This window comes from Kitasatospora sp. NPDC048194 (assembly GCF_043202455.1).
Lineage (GTDB): Bacteria > Actinomycetota > Actinomycetes > Streptomycetales > Streptomycetaceae > Kitasatospora.
Map to the genome: position 1 here is coordinate 1 of NZ_JBIDAK010000046.1, position 24,598 is coordinate 24,598.

Sequence of the window (24,598 nt, forward strand, 5' to 3'; positions counted from 1 at the left end):
GGTGTTGTGGGGGTGCGCACGGCCATTTGGTGGGCCCGTGGGGGGGGGGGGGGGGGGGGGGCGGGCGGCGCCGACGGTGGTGACGCCCGCCGCGTGCCGGGCTGGTCCGCCCGGTCAGGAAACGGGTTCGAGCAGGTCGGCGAAGGCGTCGGGCAGGGCCTTCCAGCCCTGTTCCCCCGCCATCAGCTCGGCGTCGGTGAGCAGGCACGAGTCGAGCAGCTCGACGATCCCGTCGACGTCCAGGCCCTCGGCGGTGAAGGCGAGTTGCTGGACGCGGTCGCCGTGGGCGGGGTGCCAGTCCAGGGCGGCGGCGGCCCGCCGGGCGGGCGGGTAGAGCTCCCAGGCGGCGTCCGGCAGCGAGGCCAGCCAGGGCCCGCACTCCTCGACCGCGAGGTTCGCCCCGGCCGCGTCCCAGGCCAGCATCAGCTCCGGGCGGTTGGCCAGCCAGAACCGGCCGCGGCTGCGCTGGGCGGCCGGGACGAGCAGTTCCAGCGCGGCGTGCAGCCGGACGGGGTGCAGCGGGCGGCGGCGCTCCCACACCAGGGTGGCCACGCCCGCCTCGTCGTGCTCCTGCGGCAGCAGGGCCAGCGCCGGGTTGACCCGGTCGCGGGCGGCCGGCACGTCGAAGCCGCCGAGCGCCGCGCGCAGCAGTTCCCCGGTGCCGAGCAGCACCCGGCGCGCGGTCGGGTGCAGCTGGCGCAGCATCGACAGGCCGCTCTCGCCGCCGCGGGCGACGGCGATCGTGGTGGCGTACTCGATCTGGTGGGCGAGCGCCTCGGCCCGGGTGCGGACGTCGCCCGGGCAGGTGTGCTCGCCGTGCTCGGACAACTCGTCGGAGACGGAGAGTTCGCCGAGCAGCCGGTCCGGGTCGACGGCGGTGACCACGCCGGCGAGCTCGATCAACTCCTCCATGGGGCGGCCGTCCACCTCGCCGCCGGCGATCACCTCGACCGCCGGGTGCGGGTCGCTGCCGCCCCACAGCTCGACGACCGCCAGCCCGTGCTCGCCGGCCTCGGCGATGCCGGCGAGCAGCGGCAGCAGGTCCTCGCGCAGGGCGCAGCAGGGGCAGTCGTTGGTCAGCGGGAGCTCGGCGGTGTCGTACACCCCGTCGGTGTCCCGCAGTTCGCGGTGGACGGTGCCCCGGCCGGCGTCGCGCAGATCGTGGTGGAGGACCACGCCGTTGACGCCGCCGTCGAGCAACTCCTGGACGGCGCGGCGGCGTTCGGCACGGTGCAGGCCGGCCACCACGACGACGGGGAGCCTGAGGTGTGCGGGCACGGTGCTCACCAGCTCGACTTGCGCACGCCCGGCAGCTGTCCGGCGTGGGCCATGGTGCGCAGGTTGATCCGGGACAGGCCGAAGGCGCGCTGGTAGCCGCGCGGGCGGCCGTCCACGGCGTCGCGGTTGCGGACCCGGGTGGCGCTGGCGTCCCGGGGCTGGCCGGCCAGCTCGCGCTGGGCGGCGGCGCGCTCCTCGGGGGTGCTGGTGGGCCGAGCGATGATCTTCTTCAGCTCGGCCCGGCGCTCGGCGTAGCGGGCCACGACGGCACGGCGCTGCTCGTTCTTGGCGATCTTGCTCTGCTTGGCCATCAGACCTTCTCCCCCCGGGCGCGGATCCGGGCCACGGCGGCCTCGATCCCGATGGCGTCGACGGTCTTCAGGCCCTTGGCGCTGAGCGTGAGGCGCACGTAGCGGCCCTCGCTGGGCAGCCAGTAGCGCTTGCGCTGGATGTTCGGGTCGAAGCGGCGCGGGGTGCGGCGGTGCGAGTGCGAGATCGCATGGCCGAAGCCCGGCTTGCGACCGGTCAGTTGGCAGTGGGCGGACATCAGGGGCTCCGTTCTGTCGGGGTCGACACGGGGAGACTCTACATGAACATGGATTTCATTATGCCCTCGGTCCCGACCGCCGGGCCACGCGCGGCGCACGGCGAACCGCCCCCGGGAAGCGCCCGTCTCATCCTCCGGACAACTCATGGGCAAGCCCGGGTAAAAGCTGCGCACCGCTCCTTGAGGGCGCCGACGACCCGTCAGTAACGTCATGGCCGCACCGCTACGGCAACGCCCCTGGGCGGTGCGGCCCTTGATGCGCCCCCTGGCATGTCATGGTCCTGTCACCATCGCTGAGGTGTCCCCCCGTTTTCCGGCCCGGGACGTCCCCCGCCTCACAGTTCAGCGCAAGCACCACGCCGGCCCGCGGCCACCAACCGGGGCCGGCCAGCACATGCCGTGATCCGTCAGCACGGGCCCGAGCCCGTACCGGCGAGCACCCCCATGCCGGCACCGGCCGCGCCCTCACCCCACGGAGGGTCGACTCTTGCGCTTCCACCCCCCCAGCAGCCCGCGCCCGCCACGGGCGCGCAGACTGCTCGCCGCCCTGCCCGCCCTCGCCATGGCCGCCACCGGCCTGCTCGCGGTCACCGCCCCGGCGGCCACCGCGACCCCGGCGGCCACCACGGCCGACGGCTCGGCGCACTCCGCCGCCACCAAGCGGCTCTGTGCCGCCCCCAGCCACCCCGGTGAGATGGCCTGCCTCGCGCTCGCCCGCACCGACATCGTCCAACAGGGCACCCTGGCACCGAACATCCTGCCCTCCGGCTACGGCCCCGGCGACCTCACCGCCGCGTACAACCTCCCCGCCTCGGCCGGCTCCGGCGCCACCGTCGCCATCGTCGACGCCCAGGACGACCCCAACGCCGAGTCCGACCTCGCCACCTACCGCTCCCAGTACGGGCTGCCCGCGTGCACCACCGCCAACGGCTGCTTCAAGAAGGTCGACCAGCGCGGCGGCACCAACTACCCCACCGCCGACAGCGGCTGGGCCGGCGAGATCTCGCTCGACGTCGACATGGTCAGCGCGATCTGCCCCAACTGCCACATCCTGCTCGTCGAGTCCGACGACGCGAACATGGAGAACCTGGGCGCCGCCGTCAACACCGCCGTCTCGATGGGCGCCAAGTACGTCTCCAACAGCTACGGCGGCTCCGAGGACTCCACCGACCCGAGCTCCGACGCCAGCTACTTCAACCACCCCGGCGTCGCCATCACCGTCTCCTCCGGTGACTCCGGCTACGGCGTCGAGTACCCGGCGGCCTCCCAGTACGTCACCGCGGTCGGCGGCACCAGCCTCAGCCGCGCCTCCACCAGCCGCGGCTGGAGCGAGAAGGTCTGGGGCAGCAGCTCCGGCGGCAACGGCGCCGGCTCCGGCTGCTCCGCCTACGACGCCAAGCCGAGCTGGCAGAAGGACACCGGCTGCTCCAAGCGCACCGTCGCCGACGTCTCCGCCGTCGCCGACCCGGCCACCGGCGTCGCCGTCTACCAGACCTACGGCGGCAGCGGCTGGAACGTCTACGGCGGCACCAGCGCCTCCTCCCCCATCATCGCCGCGGTCTACGCCCTCGCCGGCACCCCGGCCGCCGGCACCAACCCGGCGTCCTACCCGTACGCCCACACCTCCTCCCTCTACGACGTGACCAGCGGCGCCAACGGCAGCTGCTCCCCGTCCTACCTGTGCACCGCCGGCGCCGGCTACGACGGCCCGACCGGCCTCGGCACCCCCAACGGCACCGCCGCCTTCACCTCCGGCAGCACCGGCGGCAACACCGTCTCCGTCACCAACCCGGGCAACCAGACCACCGCCCAGGGCGGTTCGGTCAGCCTGCAGATCCACGCCACCGACTCCGCCTCCGGCCAGACCCTCAGGTACGCCGCGAGCGGCCTGCCGAGCGGCCTGTCCATCAGCTCCACCACCGGCCTGATCACCGGCACCGCGAGCGCGGCCGGCACCTACACCACGACGGTGACCGCCACCGACTCCACCGGCGCCAGCGGCTCCACCACCTTCAGCTGGACCGTCACGGGCAGCGGCGGCACCTGCACCGGCACCCAGTTGCTCGGCAACCCCGGCTTCGAGACCGGCAGCGCCGCGCCCTGGACGGCCACCTCCGGCGTCGTCGACAACTCCACCGGTGAGGCCGCCCACGGCGGCAGCTGGAAGGCCTGGCTCGACGGCTACGGCTCCAGCCACACCGACACCCTCGCCCAGACGGTGACCGTCCCCGCCGGCTGCAAGGCCGCCCTCAGCTTCTACCTGCACATCGACACCGCCGAGTCCGGGTCGACCGCCTACGACAAGCTCACCGTCCAGGCCGGCTCGACCACCCTGGCCACCTTCAGCAACGCCAACGCGGGCGCCGGCTACACCCTGCGCAGCTACGACCTCAGCGCGTTCGCCGGCCAGACGGTGACCGTCAAGTTCACCGGCACCGAGGACTCCTCCCTCCAGACCAGCTTCGTCATCGACGACACCGCCCTGACCACCTCCTGATCCCCCCTCACACGGTGGGCCGCGGCATCCGGCCGCGGCCCACCTCGTGGTTGCGCCCGTGGATCTCCGGGATGCCGTAGGGTCGCCCAATGGCGAAGTACTTCGACGTGCACCCAGAGTCCCCGCAGCCGCGCACCATCAGCACCGTGGCCGCCGACCTCCGGTCCGGGGCCCTCATCGCGTACCCGACCGACTCCTGTTTCGCCCTCGGCTGCCGACTGGACAACCGCGACGGGCTGGAGCGGATCAGGTCCATCCGGCGTCTCGACGAACGCCACCACTTCACGCTGATGTGCGAGGACTTCGCCCAGCTGGGGCAGTTCGTCCACATCGACAACAACGTCTTCCGTGCCGTCAAGGCCGCGACGCCCGGCAGCTACACCTTCATCCTCCCGGCCACCAAGGAGGTGCCGCGCCGCCTGATGCACCCGAAGAAGAAGACGGTGGGGGTCCGGATCCCCGACCACGCCGTCACCAGGGCGCTGCTGGCCGAACTCGGTGAGCCGCTGCTCTCCAGCACCCTGTTCCTCCCCGGGGACGACGAGCCGATGACCCAGGGGTGGGAGATCAAGGAGCGGCTGGACCACGTGCTGGACGCCGTGGTGGATTCGGGGGACTGCGGCACGGAACCGACGACCGTCGTCGACTTCTCGGACGGCGAGGCGGAGATCGTCCGCCGCGGCGCCGGCGACCCCGCGCGCTTCGAGTGACGGCGGGGCCGTCCTCCCGGGCGCGGGCCGCCCGGTCGGCGTAGGGGCTCGCCGGCTCACCGGCGCGGCGGGGCGCGCAGGGCGGCGCGGGGATGGTCCCCTGCCCGGGAACAGATCCGACCACCGCGGGGTTGGCCGAGGTCGACGAGCTTGCGGCAGTCCTGAAGCCGGAGCGGACGGAACGGCTGGCACGGCTGGCACGAACGGGCCGGCCGGACCGGCACTCCCGGAGAGAGAGGCTTTCCCATGAAGATCGGCATCATCGGCGCGGGCAACATCGGCGGCAACCTGACCCGGCGCCTCACCGCGCTCGGCCACGAGGTCTCGGTGGCCAACTCGCGCGGCCCGGAGACGCTCAAGGCCCTGGTCGAGGAGACCGGCGCGAAGGCGGTGACGGCCTCCGAGGCGGCGAAGGGCGCGCAGGTCGTGGTGGTGACCGTCCCGCTGAAGAACGTGCCGGACCTGCCCGCCGGCCTGCTGGACGGCGCGGCCGAGGACGTGGCGGTGATCGACACCGGCAACTACTACCCGCAGCAGCGCGACGGCCGGATCGACGCGATCGAGGACGACGGACTGACCGAGAGCCGCTGGACGGAGCAGCACCTCGGCCACCGGGTGGTGAAGGCGTTCAACGGCACCTTCGCGCAGGACCTGCTGGAGCGCCCCCGCCCGGCCGGTGACCCGGAGCGGATCGCCGTACCCGTCGCCTCCGACGACGAGGCGGCCAAGCGCGTCGTGCGGGCCCTGATCGACGAGTTGGGCTTCGACACGGTGGACGCCGGCGGCATCGACGACTCGTGGCGCCAGCAGCCCGGCACCCCGGTGTACGGCCTGCGCGCCGGTGTCGAGGCCGTCACCCGGGCCCTGGCCGAGGCCTCCCCCGAGCGCCCGGCGGCCCACCGGGCCTGAGCACCGAAGGGCTCGCGTGCCCTGAGCCGCGCCGAACCGGCCGGCCCTCCCCGCCCGGGGAGGGCCGGCCTTCTGCTGCACGGCGGGCGGTCCGGCCGCCACCGCCCGGGTGCCGGGGACCGGCCTGGTGGGAGCGTGTACCGACGGTCGGTGGACGGACGTCCGGCCCGCGGCACGGGGGTCGATCCGATTCGGGAGAAGCCATTGAGGCCGGGCCGCCGGCGCCCCTACACTCGCGCCCGTCCGTGACCTCGTGTCACGGAGACCTCACGGACCCGGTGTCGCACGATCCGACCCGCGTCCATCCGCCGATGTCCCCCAACCAACCCTCATGGAGGACGACTTGAAGGCACCAACCATACGCCGGATGCTCCTGGCGGGGGTGAGCAGCCTGGCGCTCGCGGCCTCCGGTGCGCTCGCCGTCCCGACGGCGGGCACCGCCGTGGCCGCCGACTACCCGGCCGTGCACCCCGCGGTGGCCGACTACGCCCAGGTCGCGACCAGCACCACGCCCCCCACCCAGGCGCAGTGCGCGTCGGCGGGCCGCCGCTGCTTCGGCCCGCAGGCGATCCGCGCCGCGTACAACCTCGGCCCGCTCTACGCCGGCGGCTACGACGGCCGGGGCCAGACGATCGCCATCGTCGACTCCTACGGCAGCGACACCATGGCCCACGACCTGCACGTCTTCGACCAGGCCTTCGGCGTCACCGCGATGTGCGGCGAGGAGGGCGTGACCTGCCAGCCGGGCATGCCGACCTTCAGCGAGCTGCACGTCCAGGGCGCGCCGGGCACCACCGCGCCGCCGCCCGGCAGCAAGGGCACCGGCCAGGAGGACAAGGCCGCCTGGGCGCTCGAGGTCGCGCTCGACGTGGAGACCGCGCACGCGATGGCCCCCGGTGCCAACATCCTGCTGGTCAGCACCCCCACGGCGGAGACGCTCGGCGTCCAGGGCTTCCCGGCCATGATGAACGCCGAGCAGTACGTGGTCGACCACCACCTGGCGAACGTCATCTCGCAGTCCTTCGCCTCCGCGGAGGGCGCGTTCGCCAGCGCCCAGTCGATCGAGCCGCTCCGGCACGCCTTCAAGTCGGCGGCCCTGAACGGCGTCACGGTGCTCGGCTCGTCCGGTGACAACGGCTCGGCCGGGTCGAAGAAGACGCCGGTGAAGCAGGGCGGCTCCACCCTCCCGGACCCGTCGGTCGAGTGGCCGGCCTCCGACCCGCTGGTGACCGGCGTCGGCGGCACGAACCTGTGCACCGACCCCGGAGCCACCGCCGGCCGGACCGTCGACAGCACCGACAGCCCGGCCGCCTGCCGGGCCAACCCCGGTGCGGCCGAGGTCGGATGGACCTTCGCGGGCGGCGGGTTCAGCCAGGTCTTCGACAAGCCGGCCTACCAGTCGGCGCTGCCCGCCGGCTCCACGGCCATCGGCGCCAAGCGCGGCGTCCCGGACATCTCCCTCCAGGCCGCCTCCGGCACCGGCGCGCTGGTCTACCTGTCGCTGCCGCCGGACGGCTCCTCCGGCCTCAAGTGCGGTGCCACGCCGTGCAGCACCGGCTGGTACGACATCGGCGGCACCTCGCTCTCCTGCCCGCAGTGGGCGGGCCTGGTCTCGATCGCGGACCAGATCAACGGCGGCGGCCTCGGCCAGATCAACCCGGCCCTGTACAAGCTGGCGGCCGACCCGGCCGCGTACGCCGCCGACTTCAACGACGTGACCCTCGGCAACAACACCGCCGACCCGACGGTCCCGGGCTACCCCGCCAGCACCGGCTGGGACCCGATCACCGGACTCGGCACGCCCAACGCGGCGAAGCTGCTGCCCGACCTGGTCAGCGCCGCCCACACCGGCTGACGCCGGCCGGCCGCACGGGCGGCCGGGGCCCCGCCCGCTTCGCCCCGTCGAGCCACGGCCCGGCGGGGCGAAGCCTGCGCCGGGCCCGTCGCACCGCCAACGTCAACGTCCGTCCGGCATACGGACGATGGGCGTGATCGCCCTTTGCCAGGGTGCCGCCCATGTCAGCGGTCAAGCAGTTCCGGGTCACCTTCGACTGCGCCGAGCCCGAGCGCGTCGGCCGCTTCTGGTGCGAGGTGCTCGGGTACGTCCCGACCCCGCCGCCGAAGGGGTCCGCCACCTGGGAGGAGTACGAGAGCTCCCGGCCGGCCGAGGAGCGCGGTTCCTGGTTCGCCTGCCTCGACCCGACGGGGGTGGGGCCGCGGCTGTACTTCCAGCGCGTTCCCGAGGGCAAGGTCGTCAAGAACCGGGTGCACCTCGACGTCCGGGTCGGCACCGGGCTCGTGGGCGAGGAGCGCCTCGCCGCCCTCCGGGCCGAGAGCGAACGCCTGGTCGCACTCGGCGCGGTGCAGGTGCAGGTGCTGTACGACGGCCACGACGCGTGCATCCCGATGCAGGACATCGAGGGCAACGAGTTCTGCGTCGACTAGGGGTCGTCCTGAGCCCCGCCGGGCCGCTGGCCGCCCTCACCGGCCGACCTCGCGCCGGTGGAAGTCCTCCACCGTCTCCCGGCGGATCAGCAGCCTGGCCCGGCCGTCCTTGACCGCCGCGACGGGCGGGCGGCCGACCAGGTTGTAGCCGGACGCCATGGACAGCTGGTACGCCCCGGCGGCCGGCACCGCCAGCAGGTCGCCCGGGCGCAGGTCGGCGGGCAGCACGGCGTCGCGCACCAGGACGTCGCCGGCCTCGCAGTGGCGGCCGACCACGTCGACCCGGGCGTCGCGCGCCTCCGAGCGGCGGCCCACCAGCCGCACGGTGTACGGCGATCCGTACAGCGCCGGGCGCGGGTTGTCGCTCATCCCGCCGTCGACCGCGGCGAAGCAGCGGCCGTCGGGCCCGTGCTTGACGGACAGCACCCGGTAGACCGCCACGGCGGCCGGGCCGACCACCGCCCGGCCCGGTTCCACCAGCAGACGCGGCACCTCCAGTCCGGCCTCGGCGCAGCGGACCGCCAGGCGGTCCGTCACCCGGACCGCGAACTCGGCGAGGTCCAACTCGGCGTCGCCGGGCACCTGGCGGATGCCGTGCCCGCCGCCGAGGTCCAGTTCGGGCAGTTCCACTCCGTGCCGCTCCCGCACCTCCGCCAGCAGCCGCACCAGCGCGTCCACCGCCCGCAGGTACGGCTCGATCTGGGTGATCTGCGAGCCCACGTGGCAGTGCAGCCCCGACAGTTCCAGCCCCGGCTGGTCGAGGACCCGGGCGATCGCGTCGGCCGCGTCACCGCCCTCGACGGCGAAGCCGAACTTCTGGCCGCTGACGCCGGTCCGCACCGCCGGGTGGTGCCCGGCCGCGATCCCGGGCACCACCCGGACCAGCACCTTCTGCGGGGTGTCGGCGGCCACCAGGGCGGCCAGCCGGGCGATCTCGGCCGGGCCGTCGATCACGATCCGCCCGACCCGCAGCCGCCGCGCCAGCCGCAGCTCCTCGGGGGACTTGGCGTTGCCGTGCAGGAGGATCCGCTGCGCCGGGAAGCCCGCCGAGACGGCCAGCCGCAGTTCGCCCGCCGAGCAGACGTCCAGTCCCAGGCCCTCCGCCTCGACCCATTCGGCGATCGCGCTGCACAGGAAGGCCTTGGCCGCGTACAGCACCTCGGCGTGCGGCAGCGCCCTGCGGTAGGCGCGGGCGCGGGCCCGCACCTCGCCCTCGTCCAGCACGTAGAGCGGGGTGCCGAACCGCTCGGCGGCCTCCGCCAGTCCGACCCCGCCGACCAGCACCTCCCCGCCCGGGCCGGGCCGCGCCGAGGCCGGCCAGGGGCCGCCGAGGGCGTCGGCCGGCGTGGCGGCGGGCGGCGTGGCGGCGGGCGGCATGGCGGCCGGCGGCACGGCGGCCGGCGTGGCCGTGGGCGGAGCGTCGGCGGCAGGGGCCGGGGCGGGTGCAGCGGCGGGGGCGGCTACGGCGGCGAGCTGGCTCATGGTGGCGACTCCTCGGGTCGGTCTGCTCAGTCCTCGAACTGCATCGCGATGCGGCAGTGCGCCGGGCGGCCGCGGTCGTGGGCGGGTGCGGGCTCCGAGGGCCGCGCCGGCGGGTGGGGCTGCTCGGCCGGACGGGCGAGCAGCCGGACCACGCGTCGTGGCGGCGGTTCGGTGGCGGTGGCGGAGTCGTTCATCGTGACGGTCCCTTCGACGGTGGGCCGCGCGGCCCGGTCCCCTCCAGTGGAAGCCCTCCCCCGGCCGCGGGGCGCCGCTCTTGACGCGAGCCGTACGCCCCGGCCGCCGACGTTGACGGCCCCCTGACACCCTCGACGGCGCGGCCTCGGGCCCGGCGCCCACTTCGACAAGCCTGTCGAACTTGGCATGGCCCGGCTATCCTGTCGGCAGGTCCGAAGGTGAATCCCTGCCCCTGTCGACGCCCGCACCAGCCCCGGCGCACCCGACCGGAAGGAGGCGAGACCCGTGGACCGCAGGAGTCCGGGACTCGACCGCACCCGCGTCCGCCCCAGAACCCCGGACTCCGGTTCCGGGGGAACCCGGAGCCCTCGGCCGCGCCCCCGACGGCCCCGACGCCCCTCACGCCCCTGACACGCCCGCGCTCCTGACGCTCCTGAGGCTCCTGGGGCTCCTGACGCTCCGTCAACTCGGCGCCCGGTCGTTCACCGCCCGGTCCGTCCGGGCGCACCCCGGGCCGCCCGCCGCCGTTGTACGGAAGGTGAGTCGCCGCGCCCGCCCCCGACCCCCGGCCCTCCGGCCGAGGAAGAGGTTCCCCATGACGACGTCCCGGCTCTTGCCGCGTCCGCGCGAGGCGGCGGTCCTGCTCTCCGTCCTCGGGCTGCTCGTACTGGAGGAGGTGACCCTCGGCCTGGCGGAGGAGGACGAGCGCCCGGTGATCGGCGGCATCCTCGTCGGCGCCTCCTGCTCCGGACTGCTGCTGGTCGGCGCGGTGCTGTTGAGCCGCTGGCTCGACGCCCGCCGGCCCCTGCCGCTGCCGCCGCTCGGCCCGAACGGCCGCGAGTACAGCGCCCGGGCGCTCGAGGGCTTCCCGATGGAGGCGGTCCGCCCTCTGCTGCTCGCCGAACAGGGGCCCCAGCTGGGCCAGTTGTACTCGGCCTGGACGCTCGTCAGGGCCGGCCGCCCGGCACCGTGGATCGCCCGCCGGCTGGACATCCCGCTGGACACCGTCCGGCTTCTGGTCGACGCCGCCCGCACACCGGGCCTGGATCAGCGCCGCTGACCGGGCGCCACCTTCGCCTGCGCCACCAGATAGGGCACCAGTCCGCGTTCGGCCAGCGAGGACCGCCAGGCATCCCGCGCCCGCGCCAACTCGTCGCCGCCGTCCGCCGCTTCGGCCGCAGCCGGCCCCTGCGGCCGGGCCGCCGCCGCCAACAGGCCCAGCCCGCCGCCCAGCAGGGACACCGCCGCCGCCCCGGCGGACACCCATCCGGCAGTCACCAGCGCCCGGCCCAGCGCGTCCGCGTCCTCGGCCAGTCCCAGCAGCCAGCCGAGCAGCAGGAGCACGGCGGCGGCCGCGCCGGCGACGATCGGCACGACCACCGCCAGCACCCCCCACCACCCGGCCACCCGGCCCGCCTCGGGCAGGTCCGCCGGCGGTCGGGCCGGCGACTCGGAGCCCACCCGCAGCGCCGTGTACCGCTCGTACTCCGGCGCCGCCGCGGCCAGCACGTACGCGGCGTTCTCCCGCGCCGTCCGCCGCAGCCGCTCCACGCCCTGCGCGCCCTCCCCGCTGTCCCGCAGCGCGGCCCGCACCTGCGGCGCCGCCAGGGCCCTGGCGAGTTCGGCCTCGAAGTCGGCCCGGTCCTGCTGCGGCAGCCGAAGCGGCCTGTCCATGCTGTGCCCCCGTCCACTGGTCGTCCGGGCCATATTTCTACAGCAGTGTAGAACCTGGGGCCAGGCAGGGCGGCGCCGCGGAGTGGCACGTCAGCGGACGACGGGGGCCGGACGGCTGGGGACCGGACGGCTGGGGACCGGACGGCTGGGGACCGGACGGCGAGGGGCCGAACGGCGAGGGGCCGAACGGCGAGGAGGCGTCCCGGTGTCAGCCGGCGGCGAGCTTCACCCGGCGGCTGTCCGCGAACGCCGACGGCGTCGCGCCGATGTCGGAGACGGTGGCGATGACGACGGCGTCGGCGCCCGGGATCCAGTTGACGGTCTTGGACTGGACGACCACCTGGCGGTGCTGCCGCGTCCCGTCGCAGATCACGTCGGCCTCGGCGGTGCGGCTGGAGCCGAACGCGATCGACGAGGAGTCCTCCGGGTCCCGCTGTTCGACCGAGACGGTCAGCGAGCGGGTCTCGTCCGCGACGGAGCACAGGTAGTCGACGTCCACCCGGACCCGGCCGGGGAGCCTCGGATCGATCCGGACCTCACCGATGGCGGCGACGGTGGCGGCCGGCGCCGGGTCGCCGGTCGGTGCCGGGGCGTCGGCCACGGCGGGGACGGCGAGGCCGGTGAGGGCCGAGGTCAGTACCGTCAGGACGATCCACCGCTGCACTGCGACCTCCTGGGGCCGGGAAGGGTTGGGGCCGGGAACGTGTGGCCGACGCTAACCCCCGCCCCCGGACCCCGCGCGCCGGGTCGTCCGAACGTCGTACGGACGACCCGGCGCCGACGGTGACGCGACACCCGGGGCCGCTCACCGCCGCCGGAGCCACACCGCCCAGGTCAGCGCCGAGCAGACCAGGTACGCCACGAGGAACCCCAGGTACGCGGCGTCGCCGTTGTGGCTGGCCTGGAAGGCCTGCCGGAACGCCAGGTTCACCAGCACCCCGCCGAAGGCGCCGACCGCCCCGGCGAGCCCGATCAGCGCCCCGGACCGCCGCCGGGACTCGGCCTCGGCGGCCTCCGGGTCGGCTCCGGCCGCCACGGCCCGCCGGGCGAGCGCCTGGTAGTGGGCCGGAATCAGCTTGTACGTCGAGCCGTTGCCGAGGCCGCTGAGGACGAACAGCGTGATGAACCCGGCCAGGAACAGCGGCAGCGAGCCCGCCCGGGAGGCCGCCAGCACCACCGCCGTCCCGGCCCCCATCGCCGCGAAGGTCGCCAGCGTCACCCGCGCGCCGCCGTACCGGTCGGCGAGCCGCCCGCCGACCGGCCGCAGCAGCGAGCCGAGCAGCGGTCCGAGGAAGGTGAGCGCGGCGGCCTTGACCGGGGTGTCGAAGCGCGCGTGGAACTGCACCTGCAGCACCTGGCCGAACGCGAAGCCGAAGCCGATGAAGGAGCCGAACGTCCCGATGTAGAGGGTGGAGACCGCCCAGCCGTAAGGGTCCCGCGCCACCTCCCGCATCGCCCGGCCCTGCCCCGAACCGGCCCGGGAGGCCGGCAGGTCGTCCATCCGCCACCAGGCCCCGGCCGCCGCCAGCACGATCAGCGGCAGGTAGAGCAGCGGGAGCAGCCGGGGGTGCGCGGCGCCGGCGGTGGCCAGCACCAGCAGCCCGAGCAGTTGGACGGCCGGCACGCCGAGGTTGCCGCCGCCCGCGTTGACGCCGAGCGCCCAGCCCTTGAGCCGGTGCGGGTAGAAGGCGTTGATGTTGGCCATCGAGGAGGCGAAGTTGCCGCCGCCGACCCCGGCCGCGCACGCCACCGCGAGCAGCGTCCCGTAGGAGACCCCGGGCTCCAGCACCACGGCCGCCAGCGCGGTGGGCACCAGCAGCAGCAGCGCGCTGATCACCGTCCAGGTGCGGCCGCCGAAGCGGGCCACGGCGAAGGTGTACGGCAGCCGCAGCAGCGCGCCGAGCGCGGTCGGCAGGGCGGTGAGGGTGAACTTCCCTGCGGTGTCGATGTGGTAGGAGGGGCCGAGGAAGAGCACCAGCACCGACCAGAGGCTCCACACCGAGAAGCCGATGTGCTCGGAGAGGACGGAGAAGACCAGGTTGCGCCGGGCGATCCGGGCGCCGGCGCGGGCCCAGAACTCCTCGTCCTCCGGGTCCCAGCCGCCCGGCGGGAGGGGCGGTCTGGCCTCGACGGCGACGCTCATGCCGCCACCTCCCCGTCGAGGGCCCGCACCGGCCAGCGCCGCAGTACGGCGGGGGCGCCGTCGGGCGTGGTGTCCTCGTCCAGGCAGCGTCCGTCGGTGAGGTCGTACACCTGCTTGTACATCGGCGAGATCAGGGTGGGCCGCTCGCCGCGGCTGCCGATCAGGCCGCGGGAGAGGACGGGGGCGCCGCTGAACGGGTCGAGGTTGTCGACGGCGTACAGCTCCCCGGCGCGGTCGCGGAAGAGGGCGACCTGTCCGGCGTCGGGCAGCAGTACGGCGACGCCGCGGCCGGGTTGGAGGTCGGCGAGGGAGCAGACGGTCCGCCAGCGGGTGCCGTCGTGGATCTGCACGGTCACGGGGTGAGCACCTCCAGTCGGGCCCCGGCGACGAGCACCGGGGCGTTGCGGGGGCGGCCGGCCTCGCCGGGGCGGGCGGGGCGGATCTGGCCGCGTTCGGGGACGAAGGTCACGGCTGGGTCCGGGGTCCCGGGGGCGTTGACGAAGGAGGAGAAGCGCCGCAGCCGCTCGGGGTCGGCCAGCGTCTCGGCCCATTCGTCCCGGTAGCCGGCGACATGACGCTCCATCAGTTCGTCCAGCTCGGCGGCGATGCCGAGGCTGTCGTCGAGCACCACCGCGCGCAGGTGGTCGAGGCCGCCGTCCAGCCGCTCCAGCCATACCGAGGTGCGCTCCAGCCGGTCGGCGGTGCGGATGTAGAACATCAGGAAGCGGTCGATGGTGCGGATGAGGGTGTCGCGGTCGAGGTCGGCGGCGAGCAGGTCGGCGTGCCGGGGCGTCATGCCGCCGTTGCCGCCGACGTAGAGGTTCCAGCCGGCCGAGGTGGCGATGACGCCGAAGTCCTTGCCGCGGGCCTCCGCGCACTCGCGGGCGCAGCCGGAGACGGCGGCCTTGAGCTTGTGCGGGGAGCGCAGCCCCCGGTAGCGCAGCTCCAGTTCGATGGCGAGGGCGGTGGAGTCCTGGACGCCGTAGCGGCACCAGGTCTCACCGACGCAGGACTTCACGGTGCGCAGCGACTTGCCGTAGGCGTGCCCGGACTCGAAGCCGGCGTCGACCAGCTTGCGCCAGATGACCGGGAGCTGGTCGACGGTCGCGCCGAACAGGTCGATCCGCTGGCCACCGGTGATCTTGGTGTAGAGGCCGTGGTCGCGGGCGATCTCGCCGATCGCGACCAGGCCCTCGGGGGTGATCTCGCCGCCGGGCACCCGGGGGACGACCGAGTAGGAGCCGTTGCGCTGGAGGTTGGCGAGGAAGTGGTCGTTGGAGTCCTGGAGGGCGGCCTGTTCGCCGTCCAGGATGTGGCCGTTGCCGAGGCTGGCCAGGATCGAGGCGACGGTCGGCTTGCAGATCTCGCAGCCCTCGCCGCTGCCGTGCCGCGCGAGCAGCTCGGAGAAGGTCGTCAGCCCGGTCACCCGGACGATCTCGTACAGCCCGGCGCGGGTGTGGGCGAAGTGCTCGCACAGACCCGTGCCAGTGGAGACCCCGGCGGCCGCCAGCTCCTCGGTGACGACGGTGCCCACCTGCTTGAGGCAGCTGCCGCAGCCGGTGCCGGCGCGGGTGCACTTCTTGACGGCGGCGACGCTGTCGGCGCCCTGCTCGCGGACGGCGGCCCGGACGGCTCCCTGGGTGACGTTGTGGCAGGAGCAGAGCACCGCGTCGTCGGGCAGTGCGAGCGGTCCGGCGGAGGCGAACCCGGCGGGCAGCACCAGCTGTTCGGGGGCGACGGTGAGCGGCTTGCCGGCCACGGCGAGCGCCCGCAGCGCGCCGTAGCCCTCGGTGTCGCCGACCAGGACGCCGCCGAGCAGCGCGCCGTCGGCGCCGATCACCAGTTTGCGGTGGACACCGCTGCGGCTGTCGCTGTACAGCACGTCGAGCGCGCCCTCGGCGCTGCCGTGCGGATCGCCGAAGCTGGCGACGTCGACGCCGAGCAGCTTGAGCTTGGTGGAGGTGTCGGCGCCGGTGAAGCCCTCGCCGGCCGGTCCGGTGCCGTCGCCGTCCAGCGCGGCCACCGTACGGGCCGCCGTCTCGGCCATCTGGTAGCCGGGGGCGACCAGACCGTAGACCCGGCCGTCGGCGGCCTCGGCGCACTCGCCGATGGCGAGGACCGCCGGGTCCTCGGTGCGGCAGTGCGCGTCGACCACGACGCCGCCGCGCGGGCCGACCGGAAGCCCGCAGTCCCTGGCCAGTTGGTCGCGGGCCCGCACCCCGGCGGAGAAGACCACCAGGTCGGCGGCCAGCTCCCGGCCGTCGGAGAGGGCCAGTGCGCGCACCCGGCCGTCCGGCCCGGTGAGCACGCCGCCGGCGCCGACGCCGGTGTGGACGGTGACGCCCAGCTCCTCGATCCGGCGGCGCAGCGCGGCGCCGCCGCCCTCGTCCACCTGCACGGCCATCAGCCGGGGCGCGAACTCCACCACGTGGGTGGCCAGGCCGCCGGCCCGCAGGGCGCCGGCCGCCTCCAGGCCGAGCAGTCCGCCGCCGACCACCACGCCGGTGGTGGCGCCGGCGGCCCCGGCGCGGATGGCGTCGACGTCCTCGACGGTGCGGTAGACGTGGCAGCCGGGTGCGTCCGTGCCGGGTACGGGGGGCACGAAGGGCACCGAGCCGGTGGCCAGGACCAGGACGTCGTAGCGGACTTCGGCGCCGGACCGGGTGGTGACGGTCCGCCCGGCCCGGTCGATCGCGGTGGCCGGGTCGCCCAGGCGCAGGTCGATGCCGTGTTCGGCGAGGAAGCCGGGCGGGCAGAGCGCGAGGTCCTCCGGGGTGCTGCCGGCGAAGAGCGAGCTGAGGTGGACCCGGTCGTAGGCGGGCCGGGTCTCCTCGGCGAGCACGGTGACCCGCCAGCCGGGCGCGGCCGGCTGCTCGGTCCAGGCCTCCAGGAAGCGCTGGCCGACCATGCCGTGGCCGACCAGGACGAGGTCCCGGAGGGTGCCGGGGCCCCGGGCGGTGCGGTCGTCGAGGGTCATCGCGCTTCTCCAGTCATGGCAGGTCCTCCGGTGAGCAGGTGCAGGGGGTGGCCGGCGAGCGCGCCGCCGTCGGCGAAGGCGCCGGCCAGCGCGTCCACGGTGGCCAGGTCGCCGAGCAGGATCGCGCCGACCAGCCGGTCGCCGCGCAGGACGAGCTTCTTGTAGCTGCCGCGGGTGGCGTCGGTGAGCCGCAGCACGTCCAGGTCCGGCGCGAGGGTCTCGTCCACGGTGCCGAAGGCGGCGTACTCCAGGCCGCCGGTGCTGAGCCGGGCGCGCGGGCCGGTGCCGGGGTAGCGGGCGTCGGGCTCGGCGCCGGAGAGCCGGCGGGCCAGCACGTCGGCCTGCTCCCAGGCGGGGCCGGCCAGGCCGTGGACGGTGCCGCGGTGTTCGGCGCAGTCGCCGATCGCGGACACGTGCGGAGCCGCAGCGAGCTGGTCGTCCACCAGGATGCCGGTGCCGACCGGCAGTCCGGCGCGGTGGGCGAGCGCGGTGCGCGGGCGGGTGCCGCAGGCGAGGACGACGAGGTCGCAGTCCAGCCGGTATCCGCTCGCCAGTTCCACCGCGCCGACCCTCTCCCAGCCTCCGTCCGGGGGGATTGCCGTGCCGCCGTGCACGGCCCGGGCGCGGTTGCCGGTGTAGGACTCCACGCCGAGCCCCCGCAGCCGTTCGCGCAGCACCGCGGCCGCCTCCGGGTCGAGTTGGCGCTCGACCAGGTGCGGTGCCTGGTGGACGATCTCGGTGCGCACGCCGAGCGCGGCCAGCGCCCGGGCGGCGCTCACCCCGAGCACCCCGCCGCCGATCACCACGGCCCGCTTCGCGCCGACGGCGTCCTCGGCCAGCCGGGCGCAGTCCTCCAGGGTGCGCAGGGTGTGGACTCCCCCGGCCAGGCCGTACCCGTCGGCGCGGCGCAGCCCGCGCACCGGCGGCAGCACCGGGTTGGCGCCGGTCGCCAGCACCAGTTCGTCCCAGGGCTCCACGGTGCCCTCGGCCAGCCGCAGCGTGCGGCGGGCGGTGTCGATCTCCACCACCTCGCAGCCCGGCCGGGCCAGCGCCCCGCCGAGCGGCAGCGCGATCGACTCGGCGTCGTAGCGCCCGGTCAGCACGTCGGCGAGCAGCACCCGGTTGTACGGGGCGCGTGGCTCGGCGCCGTACACGGTGACGGTGCCGGGGCCGCCGAGCGCGCCGTAGCGCTCGGCGAAGCGGGCGGCCGCCATGCCGCCGCCGACCACGGCGATCCTCGGGCTCATCCGGCGGCCTCCGTGGTCGCGCGGTCGACCCGCACCGCGCAGAGCTTGAACTCCGGCATCCGGGAGACCGGGTCGAGCGCCGGGTTGGTGAGGCTGTTGGCCCGGCCGGCGCCGGCCCAGTGGAAGGGCATGAAGACGGTGTCCGGCCGGATGGCGTCGGTGATCCGCGCCGGGGCGACGGCCCGGCCGCGCCGGCTGGTGACCGCGACGGGCTCGCCGTCCGCGACGCCCAGGCGTTCGGCCAGCCGCGGGTGCAGCTCCACGAACGGGCCGGGGGCGGCGGCGTTGAGCTCCGCGACCCGGCGGGTCTGCGCGCCGCTCTGGTACTGGGCGAGCACCCGGCCGGTGGTCAGGTACAGCGGGTACTGCGCGCACGGCTCCTCGCCGGCCGGGCGGTGGGTGACGTCCGCGAACCGGGCCCGGCCGTCCGGGGTGGCGAAGCGGTCCAGGAACAGCCGGGGGGTGCCCGGGTGGTCCGGCGCCGGGCACGGCCAGAACACCCCGTCCTCGGCGGCGATCCGCCGGTAGCTGATGCCCGCGTAGTCGGCGTCGCCGCCGGCCGAGGCGCGTCGCAGCTCGTCGAAGGCCTGCTCGGGCTCCACCGGGAAGCCTTCCGGGACGCCCAGCCGGGCGGCGAGTTCGCGCAGCAGCCACAGCTCGCTGCGCACCCCCTCGGGCGGGTCGAGGGCGCGGCGGCGCAGGATCACCCGGCCCTCCAGGTTGGTGGTGGTGCCGTCCTCCTCGGCCCACTGGGTGACCGGCAGGACGACGTCGGCGAGCCGGGCCGTCTCGGAGAGCACCACGTCGGCGACGACCAGCAGGTCCAGTGCGCGCAGCCGCTCGGTGACGTGCCCGGCGTTCGGCGCGGACACCGCCGGGTTGGAGCCGGCCAGCAGCAGCGCCCGGACGCCGCCCGGCCGGCCGAGGCCGTCCAGCAGCTCGTACGCGGACCGACCGGGGCCGGGCAGCCCGGCCGGGTCGACCCCCCAGACGGCGGCGACGTGCGCCCGGGCCGCCGGGTCCTCGATCGAGCGGTAGCCGGGCAGCTGGTCGGCCTTCTGGCCGTGCTCGCGCCCGCCCTGGCCGTTGCCCTGGCCGGTCAGGCAGCCGTAACCGCTGTACGGGCGGCCCGCGTTGCCGGTGGCCAGGCACAGGTTGATCCACGCGCCGACGGTGTCGGTGCCCTTGCTCTGCTGCTCGGGCCCGCGGGCGGTGAGCACCATGCCGGTGCGGGCCTCGCCGAACAGCCGGGCCGCCTCGCGGAGTCGGTGGGCGGGCACGCCGGTGATCCGCTCCACCCGGTCGGGCCAGTGGGCCATCGCCGACTCCCGGGCCCGTTCGAAGCCGGTGGTGCGCCGGTCGACGAACGCGCGGTCCACCAGGCCGTCCGCGATCACCAGGTGGAGCAGGCCGAGGGCGAGCGCGAGGTCACCGCCGGGGCGGACCCGCAGGTGCAGGTCGGCCAGCTCGGCGGTGCGGGTGCGGCGCGGGTCGACGACGATCAGGGTGCCGCCGTTCTCCCGCAGTTCGCGGAGGTAGCGGACGGCGGGCGGCATCGTCTCGGCCGGGTTGCCGCCGACCAGGATCAGGCAGCCGGTGCGCGGGATGTCCTCGAGCGGGAACGGCAGCCCGCGGTCCAGGCCGAACGCCCTGCGGTGCGCGGCCGCCGCCGAGGACATGCAGAACCGGCCGTTGTAGTCGATGTTGGCGGTGCCCAGCACCACCCGGGCGAACTTGCCCAGCAGGTACGCCTTCTCGTTGGTCAGGCCGCCGCCGCCGAACACGCCCACCGCGTCCGGGCCGTGCTCGGCCCGCGTCCCGGCCAGCCCTGCGGCCACCCGGTCCAGCGCCTCCGGCCAGCTCGCGGAGCGCAGCGGTGCGCCGGGCCGGTCGCGCAGCAGCGGGCCGGTCAGCCGGGCGGCCCGGTCCAGCAGCGCGGTCGCCGAGCGGCCCTTGCCGCACAGCGCGCCCCGGTTCACCGGGAAGTCCGGGCGCTCCAGCACCTCGACTGGCGGTACGGCGCCCGGTGCGGTGCCCGGTGCGGCGCCCGTGGACAGCCGCATGCCGCACTGCAACGAGCAGTACGGGCAGTGGGTGTCGGTGGCGGCCGTGGTGGCCGCGGGGCTGGTCGGCGTCATGCCGAGAACGGTCACCGCCCGCTGTTTCGCGACCGGGTCACCCGTGTTGCGGCCGCGGTACACCTCGCTCACGGCCGCCGAGCACCGGGGTGCGCGGCCGGACATCCGGCGTAACCGCGGCGGCACCTTCGCTTACCGGCGGGTGACGGCCGGGCAATGCCCCCGTAACACGCGCACCGCAGGCTGACCGGCATGGCAACCCTCCCCCAGCCGGGCCCCCTCACCGGCTTCACCGTCGGGGTCACCGCCGCGCGCCGCCGCGAGGAGCTCACCGCCCTGCTCACCCGGCGCGGCGCGCAGGTGGTCGAGGCCCCGGTGCTGCGCATCCTGCCGCTCGCCGACGACCTCGCCCTGCGCGAGGCCACCGACCGCTGCCTGGCCGCACCGCTCGACTACGTGGTGGCCACCACCGGGGTCGGCTGGCGCGGCTGGATGAGCGCGGCCGAGGGCTGGGGCCGGGGTGCCGCGCTCGCCGAGGCCTGCCGGGGCGCCGTGGTGCTCAGCCGCGGCCCCAAGGCCACCGGCGCCGTCCGGGCCAGCGGCCTGGACGAGGGCTACTCCCCCGGCACCGAGGCCACCGACGAACTGCTCACCTGGCTGCTCGCCCGTCCGCTGGCCGGGCGCCGGATCGCCGTGCAGGAGCACGGGGTCCGCCTGGACGCCTTCGCCGCCGCACTGCGCGAACGCGGCGCCGAGGTGATCTCCGTACCGGTCTACCGCTGGGCGCCCCCGGAGGACCCGGGCGCGGTGCGCCGGCTCCTCGACCAGACCGTCCGCCGCCAGGTGCACGCCCTCACCTTCACCAGCGCCCCGGCGATCACCGCGCTGCTCGCCGCGGCGGAGGCCGAGGGGCTGTACGGGGCGCTGCTCGACGCCCTGCGCGCGGACGTCCTGCCGGTCTGCGTCGGAACGCTGTGCGCCCGGCCGCTCACCGACCTCGGCCTGTCCGCCGTCCACCCGGAACGCGGCCGGCTCGGCGCGCTCGTACGGCTGCTCGCGGAGGCCCTGCCCGGACGCGGCCGCCGCGAGATCGCGCTGCCCGACGGCCTGTTGACGCTCCAGGGGAACGCCGCGCTGGTCGACGGCGAGAGCCACCTGCTCAGCCCGCGCGGCGCCGCCGTGCTCCGGGCCCTCGCCGAACGGCCCGGCCGGGTGCTCAGCCGCGCCGACCTGCTGCGCGCGGCCTGGCCCGACGCGACCGCCGACGAGCACGCGGTGGAGGCCGCGGTCGGGCGGCTGCGGGCGGCGCTCGGGCCGCACGCCGCGCTGATCCGCACCGTCCCCAAGCGCGGCTACCGGCTGGCGGCGGGCTGATGGCACCGGTGCTGCTCGCCGTCGCCCACGGCAGTCGCGACCCGGCGGCCCGCACCGCAACCCGCGCGCTGCTGCGCCTGGTTCGCTCGCTCCGGCCGGAACTGACCGTCCGCTGCGGCTTCCTGGACCTGGCCCAGCCGGCGCTCGCCGCGGCGCTCGCCCACCTGTCCGGCGCACAGCCGATCCTGGTCCCCCTCCTCCTCGGCACCGGCTACCACGTCCGCGTCGACCTGCCCGCCGCGCTCGCCACCGCCGACCTCCCGCCCACCCACCTCGCCCCGGCGCTCGGCCCCCACCCCCTGCTCGCCGAGGCACTCGCCGACCGCCTCGCCGAGGCCGGCGCCCCCGCCGACGCGCCCGTGGTCCTGGCCGGCGCCGGCTCCTCCGACCCCAGCGCCCTCGCCGACACCGCCAGGATGGCCGAGCTCCTGGCCACCCGTCTCGGCCGCCCCGTCGCCCCCGCCCACCTCTCGGCCGCCGAACCCACCCCCCACCAGGCGGTGGCCGCCCTCCAGGCCGCCGGCCACCCCGCCGTCGCGCTGGCCCCGTACCTCCTCTCCCCCGGCTTCTTCGCCCGCCGCGCCGCCACCACCCCGGCCCGCTGGAGCGGCGCCCCGCTCGGCGCCCACCCGGCCGTGGCACGGCTGGTCCTCCACCGCTACGACCAGGCCCACGCGGCCACCCGGCTCGCCGCGGCCGCCTGACCGCTGAAGCCGGCTGCCGGTCACCGTCCGGCTGATCCCGCCCGCGGCTGGAGCAGCGTCGCGAAGCTGCTGCCGCCGGCCCGACCAGCGCCGCCCCGGTGCCGACGCCCACGCCGAGCTCCACCACCACGCCCACCACCGCGACGCCCGCCACCACACCGTCCCCGACGGCGGCTTCGGGCGCACCGACCGCCTCGCCGCGGGCCAACCCGCAGCTCCCGGCCGCGACGACGACGCCGGCCACGGCCGCTCCGGCACTGGCCGCCACGGGCACCGACGACGGCCTCCTGGTCGCCGCCGGGGTCGCCGCAGCCGCCCTGGTGGCCGCCGGCGGCGCGGCGGTGTACGTCGGCCGGCGCCGCTGACGGTACGGCAACCCCCGTCCCGGGGCGCGGCTTCACCAGGGGTGCGCGGCTTCACCCAGGGCAGAACCCCGTGCCCTTCCCCCGGCGCCCCGATTGCCTAGGCTGGAGGGGTGAGCACTCAAGCGCCGAACGAAGCCCGCGTCATCCCGCTGCGTCCGCAGACCTCACCGCCCGGTTCCGATGGGAGGAACGGCACCCCGCAACCGCCCGCGCCGAAGGAACCCCTCTGGCGCGACCTGGTCGGAGACGTCCTGCGACGCGAACGACTCGCCCAGGAGCGCACGTTGAAGGACGTCGCGGAGGAGGCCCGGATCTCCATGCCGTACCTCTCCGAGCTGGAGCGCGGGCGCAAGGAGGCTTCCTCCGAGGTGCTCGCGGCCGCCGCCAGGGCCCTCGGACTCGGCCTCGGTGACCTGCTCTCGCTCGCCCAGGACGAACTCGTCCGCCACACCCGCAGCCGGTCGGCCCACCGCCGTACGGCGCCGTCGGCCCGGACCAACGGCCTCTGCCTCGCCGCGTGAGCCGTCCGGTGGTCGACCCGTCCGGTGATCGAGCCGTCCGATGGTCGAGCTGTCCGGTGATTGAGCTGTCCGGCGGCCGGTACACCCCCGTGGTCCCGGCCGCCGGACACGCTCCGCGGATCAGGTGAACGCGAGCCGCCGGCTCAGCACCTCGTCCGCCAGCCCGTACGCGACGGCCTCCTCCGCGGTGAGCACCTTCTCCCGGTCCATGTCCGCACGCAGCGTCGCCACGTCGTGCCCGGTGTGCCGGGACAGCACCTCCTCCACCTGCGAGCGGATCCGGATCATCTCCTTCGCCGCGAGGCTCAGGTCGGAGACCATCCCCCGCCGCCCGCCGCTGGCCGGCTGGCCGAGCAGCACCCGCGCGTGCTGGAGCACGAACCGCCGACCGGGATCGCCGCCCGCCAGCAGCACCGCCGCCGTCGACGCCGCCTGGCCCACGCAGAAGGTGGAGATCGGCGCCTGCACGAAGGTCATGGTGTCGTAGATCGCCATCAGCGAAGTGAACGACCCCCCGGGCGAGTTGAGGTAGATCGAGATCTCCCGCTCGGGGCTCTCCGACTCCAGGTGGAGCAGCTGGGCGATGACCACGTTGGCGACCCCGTCGTCGATCTCGGTGCCGAGGAAGATGATCCGCTCGTTCAGCAGCCGGCTGAAGACGTCGTAGGACCGCTCGCCCTTCGCTGTCCGCTCGATGACGTACGGAACCGTGTACGACCCCATGTCAGAGCCCCATCCGTCGGCGGGACGAGGCCGGGCGGATGTCGGCGACCGACTCCACCACCCGGTCCACCAGCCCGTACTCCACGGCCTGCGCCGCCGTGAACCAGCGGTCCCGGTCGCCGTCGCGCGCGATCGTCTCCTCGCTCTGACCGGTGTGCTCGGCGGTGATCCGCTCGATCGCCTTCTTGGTGAACTGGAGGTTCTCCGCCTGGATCTCGATGTCCGCGGCGGTGCCGCCGATGCCCGCCGAGGGCTGGTGCATCATGATCCGCGCGTTCGGCAGCGCGAACCGCTTGCCGGGCGTCCCCACGGTGAGCAGGAACTGGCCCATGCTGGCCGCGAACCCCATCGCCAGCGTGGAGACGTCGTTCGGGATCAGCCGCATGGTGTCGTAGATCGCGAGCCCGGCCGTGACCGACCCTCCCGGGCTGTTGATGTACAGGCCGATGTCGCTGCGCGGGTCCTCCGCCGACAGCAGCATCAGCTGCGCGCACACCCGGTTCGCCGACACGTCGTCGACCTGGGTGCCCAGCAGCACGATCCGCTGCGCGAGCAGCTGCGCCGCGAGGTGGTCGTCGAAGGCGCTGGGCGGGGTGTCACCCTGCTCCGCGCGGGGCGCGTCGAATGGATTCATCTGGTTCCTCCTCGTCGAGGCGGGGATGCCGTTGCCCTCCACTCTCGCCCCCGCAGGCCCGCCGGACCCGTTTTCTCTGCCCGCAGCGGATTCGC

Annotated in this window: 23 protein-coding genes and 1 pseudogene; 10 read left to right on the plus strand and 14 right to left on the minus strand. The window is 75.4% G+C overall.

All coding sequences use genetic code 11. From position 1 onward, the window contains the following. Nucleotides 1-114 precede the first annotated feature (114 nt). The 3 genes from ACGF07_RS33055 to rpmB are packed head-to-tail and all read right to left on the minus strand — an operon-like array spanning nucleotide 115 to nucleotide 1,825. Nucleotides 115-1,278 carry a CobW family GTP-binding protein gene (locus ACGF07_RS33055; RefSeq protein WP_392904920.1) on the minus strand — a complete coding sequence of 388 codons (1,164 nt, stop codon included), beginning with the start codon at nucleotides 1,276-1,278 and terminating at the stop codon, nucleotides 115-117. A gap of 5 nt (nucleotides 1,279-1,283) precedes the next feature. Then, nucleotides 1,284-1,589 (minus strand): 30S ribosomal protein S14, encoded by a 306-nt coding sequence (rpsN, locus tag ACGF07_RS33060; protein ID WP_350745816.1) that lies wholly within the window; start codon nucleotides 1,587-1,589, stop codon nucleotides 1,284-1,286. Then, entirely contained in the window at nucleotides 1,589-1,825 is a 237-nt protein-coding gene (rpmB, locus tag ACGF07_RS33065) for a 50S ribosomal protein L28 (protein ID WP_350745814.1), read from the minus strand. Before rpmB ends, rpsN begins: the two co-directional genes overlap by 1 nt. Before the next feature lie 562 nt (nucleotides 1,826-2,387). On the opposite strand from rpmB, the gene ACGF07_RS33070 reads away from it, so the two are divergent. The 5 genes and pseudogenes from ACGF07_RS33070 to ACGF07_RS33090 all read left to right on the plus strand — a co-directional run bounded on the left by ACGF07_RS33070 (nucleotide 2,388) and on the right by ACGF07_RS33090 (nucleotide 8,386). Further along, nucleotides 2,388-4,322, plus strand: coding sequence for a putative Ig domain-containing protein (locus tag ACGF07_RS33070; protein WP_392904981.1), 1,935 nt, complete (start codon nucleotides 2,388-2,390; stop codon nucleotides 4,320-4,322). 89 nt (nucleotides 4,323-4,411) lie between these two features. Next, on the plus strand, nucleotides 4,412-5,032 hold the full coding sequence (locus ACGF07_RS33075) for an L-threonylcarbamoyladenylate synthase (RefSeq protein ID WP_350748402.1): 621 nt from the start codon (nucleotides 4,412-4,414) through the stop codon (nucleotides 5,030-5,032). Between the two features lie 225 nt (nucleotides 5,033-5,257). Continuing rightward, nucleotides 5,258-5,941 (plus strand): annotated as a pseudogene (locus tag ACGF07_RS33080) (NADPH-dependent F420 reductase); the annotation flags it as partial. Nucleotides 5,942-6,284: 343 nt separating this feature from the next. Further along, nucleotides 6,285-7,796: a S53 family peptidase gene (locus ACGF07_RS33085; protein WP_350748406.1), complete on the plus strand. Its 1,512-nt coding sequence runs from the start codon at nucleotides 6,285-6,287 to the stop codon at nucleotides 7,794-7,796. A gap of 161 nt (nucleotides 7,797-7,957) precedes the next feature. Continuing rightward, nucleotides 7,958-8,386 (plus strand): VOC family protein, encoded by a 429-nt coding sequence (locus ACGF07_RS33090; protein ID WP_392904924.1) that lies wholly within the window; start codon nucleotides 7,958-7,960, stop codon nucleotides 8,384-8,386. Nucleotides 8,387-8,422: 36 nt separating this feature from the next. Here the strand turns inward: ACGF07_RS33090 and lysA are convergent, their stop codons facing one another. Next, nucleotides 8,423-9,763, minus strand: a complete 1,341-nt coding sequence (gene lysA / locus ACGF07_RS33095; RefSeq protein WP_392904983.1) for a diaminopimelate decarboxylase — start codon at nucleotides 9,761-9,763, stop codon at nucleotides 8,423-8,425. A gap of 131 nt (nucleotides 9,764-9,894) precedes the next feature. Beyond that, nucleotides 9,895-10,062 (minus strand): hypothetical protein, encoded by a 168-nt coding sequence (locus tag ACGF07_RS33100; protein WP_350748412.1) that lies wholly within the window; start codon nucleotides 10,060-10,062, stop codon nucleotides 9,895-9,897. Nucleotides 10,063-10,658: 596 nt separating this feature from the next. Here ACGF07_RS33100 and ACGF07_RS33105 point away from each other — a divergent pair. Beyond that, nucleotides 10,659-11,123 carry a hypothetical protein gene (locus ACGF07_RS33105; protein ID WP_392904927.1) on the plus strand — a complete coding sequence of 155 codons (465 nt, stop codon included), beginning with the start codon at nucleotides 10,659-10,661 and terminating at the stop codon, nucleotides 11,121-11,123. Here ACGF07_RS33105 and ACGF07_RS33110 read toward each other — a convergent pair. The 7 genes from ACGF07_RS33110 to ACGF07_RS33140 all read right to left on the minus strand — a co-directional run bounded on the left by ACGF07_RS33110 (nucleotide 11,111) and on the right by ACGF07_RS33140 (nucleotide 20,242). Beyond that, the gene (locus ACGF07_RS33110; RefSeq protein WP_392904930.1) at nucleotides 11,111-11,737 is read right to left on the minus strand and encodes a hypothetical protein; all 627 of its coding nucleotides are present in this window, start codon (nucleotides 11,735-11,737) and stop codon (nucleotides 11,111-11,113) included. The two genes, ACGF07_RS33105 and ACGF07_RS33110, sit on opposite strands and share 13 nt — an antisense overlap. A gap of 208 nt (nucleotides 11,738-11,945) precedes the next feature. Then, complete coding sequence (locus ACGF07_RS33115; RefSeq protein ID WP_392904932.1) at nucleotides 11,946-12,401, minus strand: hypothetical protein; 456 nt, start codon at nucleotides 12,399-12,401, stop codon at nucleotides 11,946-11,948. 141 nt (nucleotides 12,402-12,542) lie between these two features. Beyond that, complete coding sequence (locus ACGF07_RS33120) at nucleotides 12,543-13,880, minus strand: nitrate/nitrite transporter (RefSeq protein WP_392904934.1); 1,338 nt, start codon at nucleotides 13,878-13,880, stop codon at nucleotides 12,543-12,545. Further along, nucleotides 13,877-14,236, minus strand: a complete 360-nt coding sequence (gene nirD, locus ACGF07_RS33125) for a nitrite reductase small subunit NirD (RefSeq protein WP_350744126.1) — start codon at nucleotides 14,234-14,236, stop codon at nucleotides 13,877-13,879. The genes ACGF07_RS33120 and nirD overlap by 4 nt, the downstream gene beginning before the upstream one ends. Further along, a complete protein-coding gene (gene nirB, locus ACGF07_RS33130; RefSeq protein ID WP_392904937.1) occupies nucleotides 14,233-16,857 on the minus strand; it encodes a nitrite reductase large subunit NirB in 2,625 nt (874 codons plus the stop codon). The genes nirD and nirB overlap by 4 nt, the downstream gene beginning before the upstream one ends. Then, complete coding sequence (locus tag ACGF07_RS33135) at nucleotides 16,854-18,104, minus strand: NAD(P)/FAD-dependent oxidoreductase (protein WP_392904939.1); 1,251 nt, start codon at nucleotides 18,102-18,104, stop codon at nucleotides 16,854-16,856. The genes nirB and ACGF07_RS33135 overlap by 4 nt, the downstream gene beginning before the upstream one ends. Further along, nucleotides 18,101-20,242: a molybdopterin oxidoreductase family protein gene (locus ACGF07_RS33140; RefSeq protein ID WP_392904942.1), complete on the minus strand. Its 2,142-nt coding sequence runs from the start codon at nucleotides 20,240-20,242 to the stop codon at nucleotides 18,101-18,103. Before ACGF07_RS33140 ends, ACGF07_RS33135 begins: the two co-directional genes overlap by 4 nt. A 192-nt stretch (nucleotides 20,243-20,434) precedes the next feature. Between ACGF07_RS33140 and ACGF07_RS33145 the strand changes: the two genes are divergently transcribed. The 4 genes from ACGF07_RS33145 to ACGF07_RS33160 all read left to right on the plus strand — a co-directional run bounded on the left by ACGF07_RS33145 (nucleotide 20,435) and on the right by ACGF07_RS33160 (nucleotide 23,146). Further along, a complete protein-coding gene (locus tag ACGF07_RS33145) occupies nucleotides 20,435-21,556 on the plus strand; it encodes a uroporphyrinogen-III synthase (protein WP_392904944.1) in 1,122 nt (373 codons plus the stop codon). Next, the gene (locus ACGF07_RS33150) at nucleotides 21,556-22,260 is read left to right on the plus strand and encodes a sirohydrochlorin chelatase (RefSeq protein WP_392904946.1); all 705 of its coding nucleotides are present in this window, start codon (nucleotides 21,556-21,558) and stop codon (nucleotides 22,258-22,260) included. Before ACGF07_RS33145 ends, ACGF07_RS33150 begins: the two co-directional genes overlap by 1 nt. Nucleotides 22,261-22,358: 98 nt before the next feature. Further along, nucleotides 22,359-22,625 (plus strand): LPXTG cell wall anchor domain-containing protein, encoded by a 267-nt coding sequence (locus ACGF07_RS33155; RefSeq protein ID WP_392904948.1) that lies wholly within the window; start codon nucleotides 22,359-22,361, stop codon nucleotides 22,623-22,625. A 110-nt stretch (nucleotides 22,626-22,735) separates the two neighbouring features. Then, nucleotides 22,736-23,146: a helix-turn-helix domain-containing protein gene (locus tag ACGF07_RS33160; protein ID WP_392904951.1), complete on the plus strand. Its 411-nt coding sequence runs from the start codon at nucleotides 22,736-22,738 to the stop codon at nucleotides 23,144-23,146. A 120-nt stretch (nucleotides 23,147-23,266) separates the two neighbouring features. Here the strand turns inward: ACGF07_RS33160 and ACGF07_RS33165 are convergent, their stop codons facing one another. Together ACGF07_RS33165 and ACGF07_RS33170 are read right to left on the minus strand one after the other, a co-directional pair. Beyond that, nucleotides 23,267-23,869 carry an ATP-dependent Clp protease proteolytic subunit gene (locus tag ACGF07_RS33165; protein WP_350744116.1) on the minus strand — a complete coding sequence of 201 codons (603 nt, stop codon included), beginning with the start codon at nucleotides 23,867-23,869 and terminating at the stop codon, nucleotides 23,267-23,269. A 1-nt stretch (nucleotide 23,870) separates the two neighbouring features. Further along, nucleotides 23,871-24,503, minus strand: coding sequence for an ATP-dependent Clp protease proteolytic subunit (locus ACGF07_RS33170; RefSeq protein WP_350744115.1), 633 nt, complete (start codon nucleotides 24,501-24,503; stop codon nucleotides 23,871-23,873). Nucleotides 24,504-24,598 lie beyond the last annotated feature (95 nt).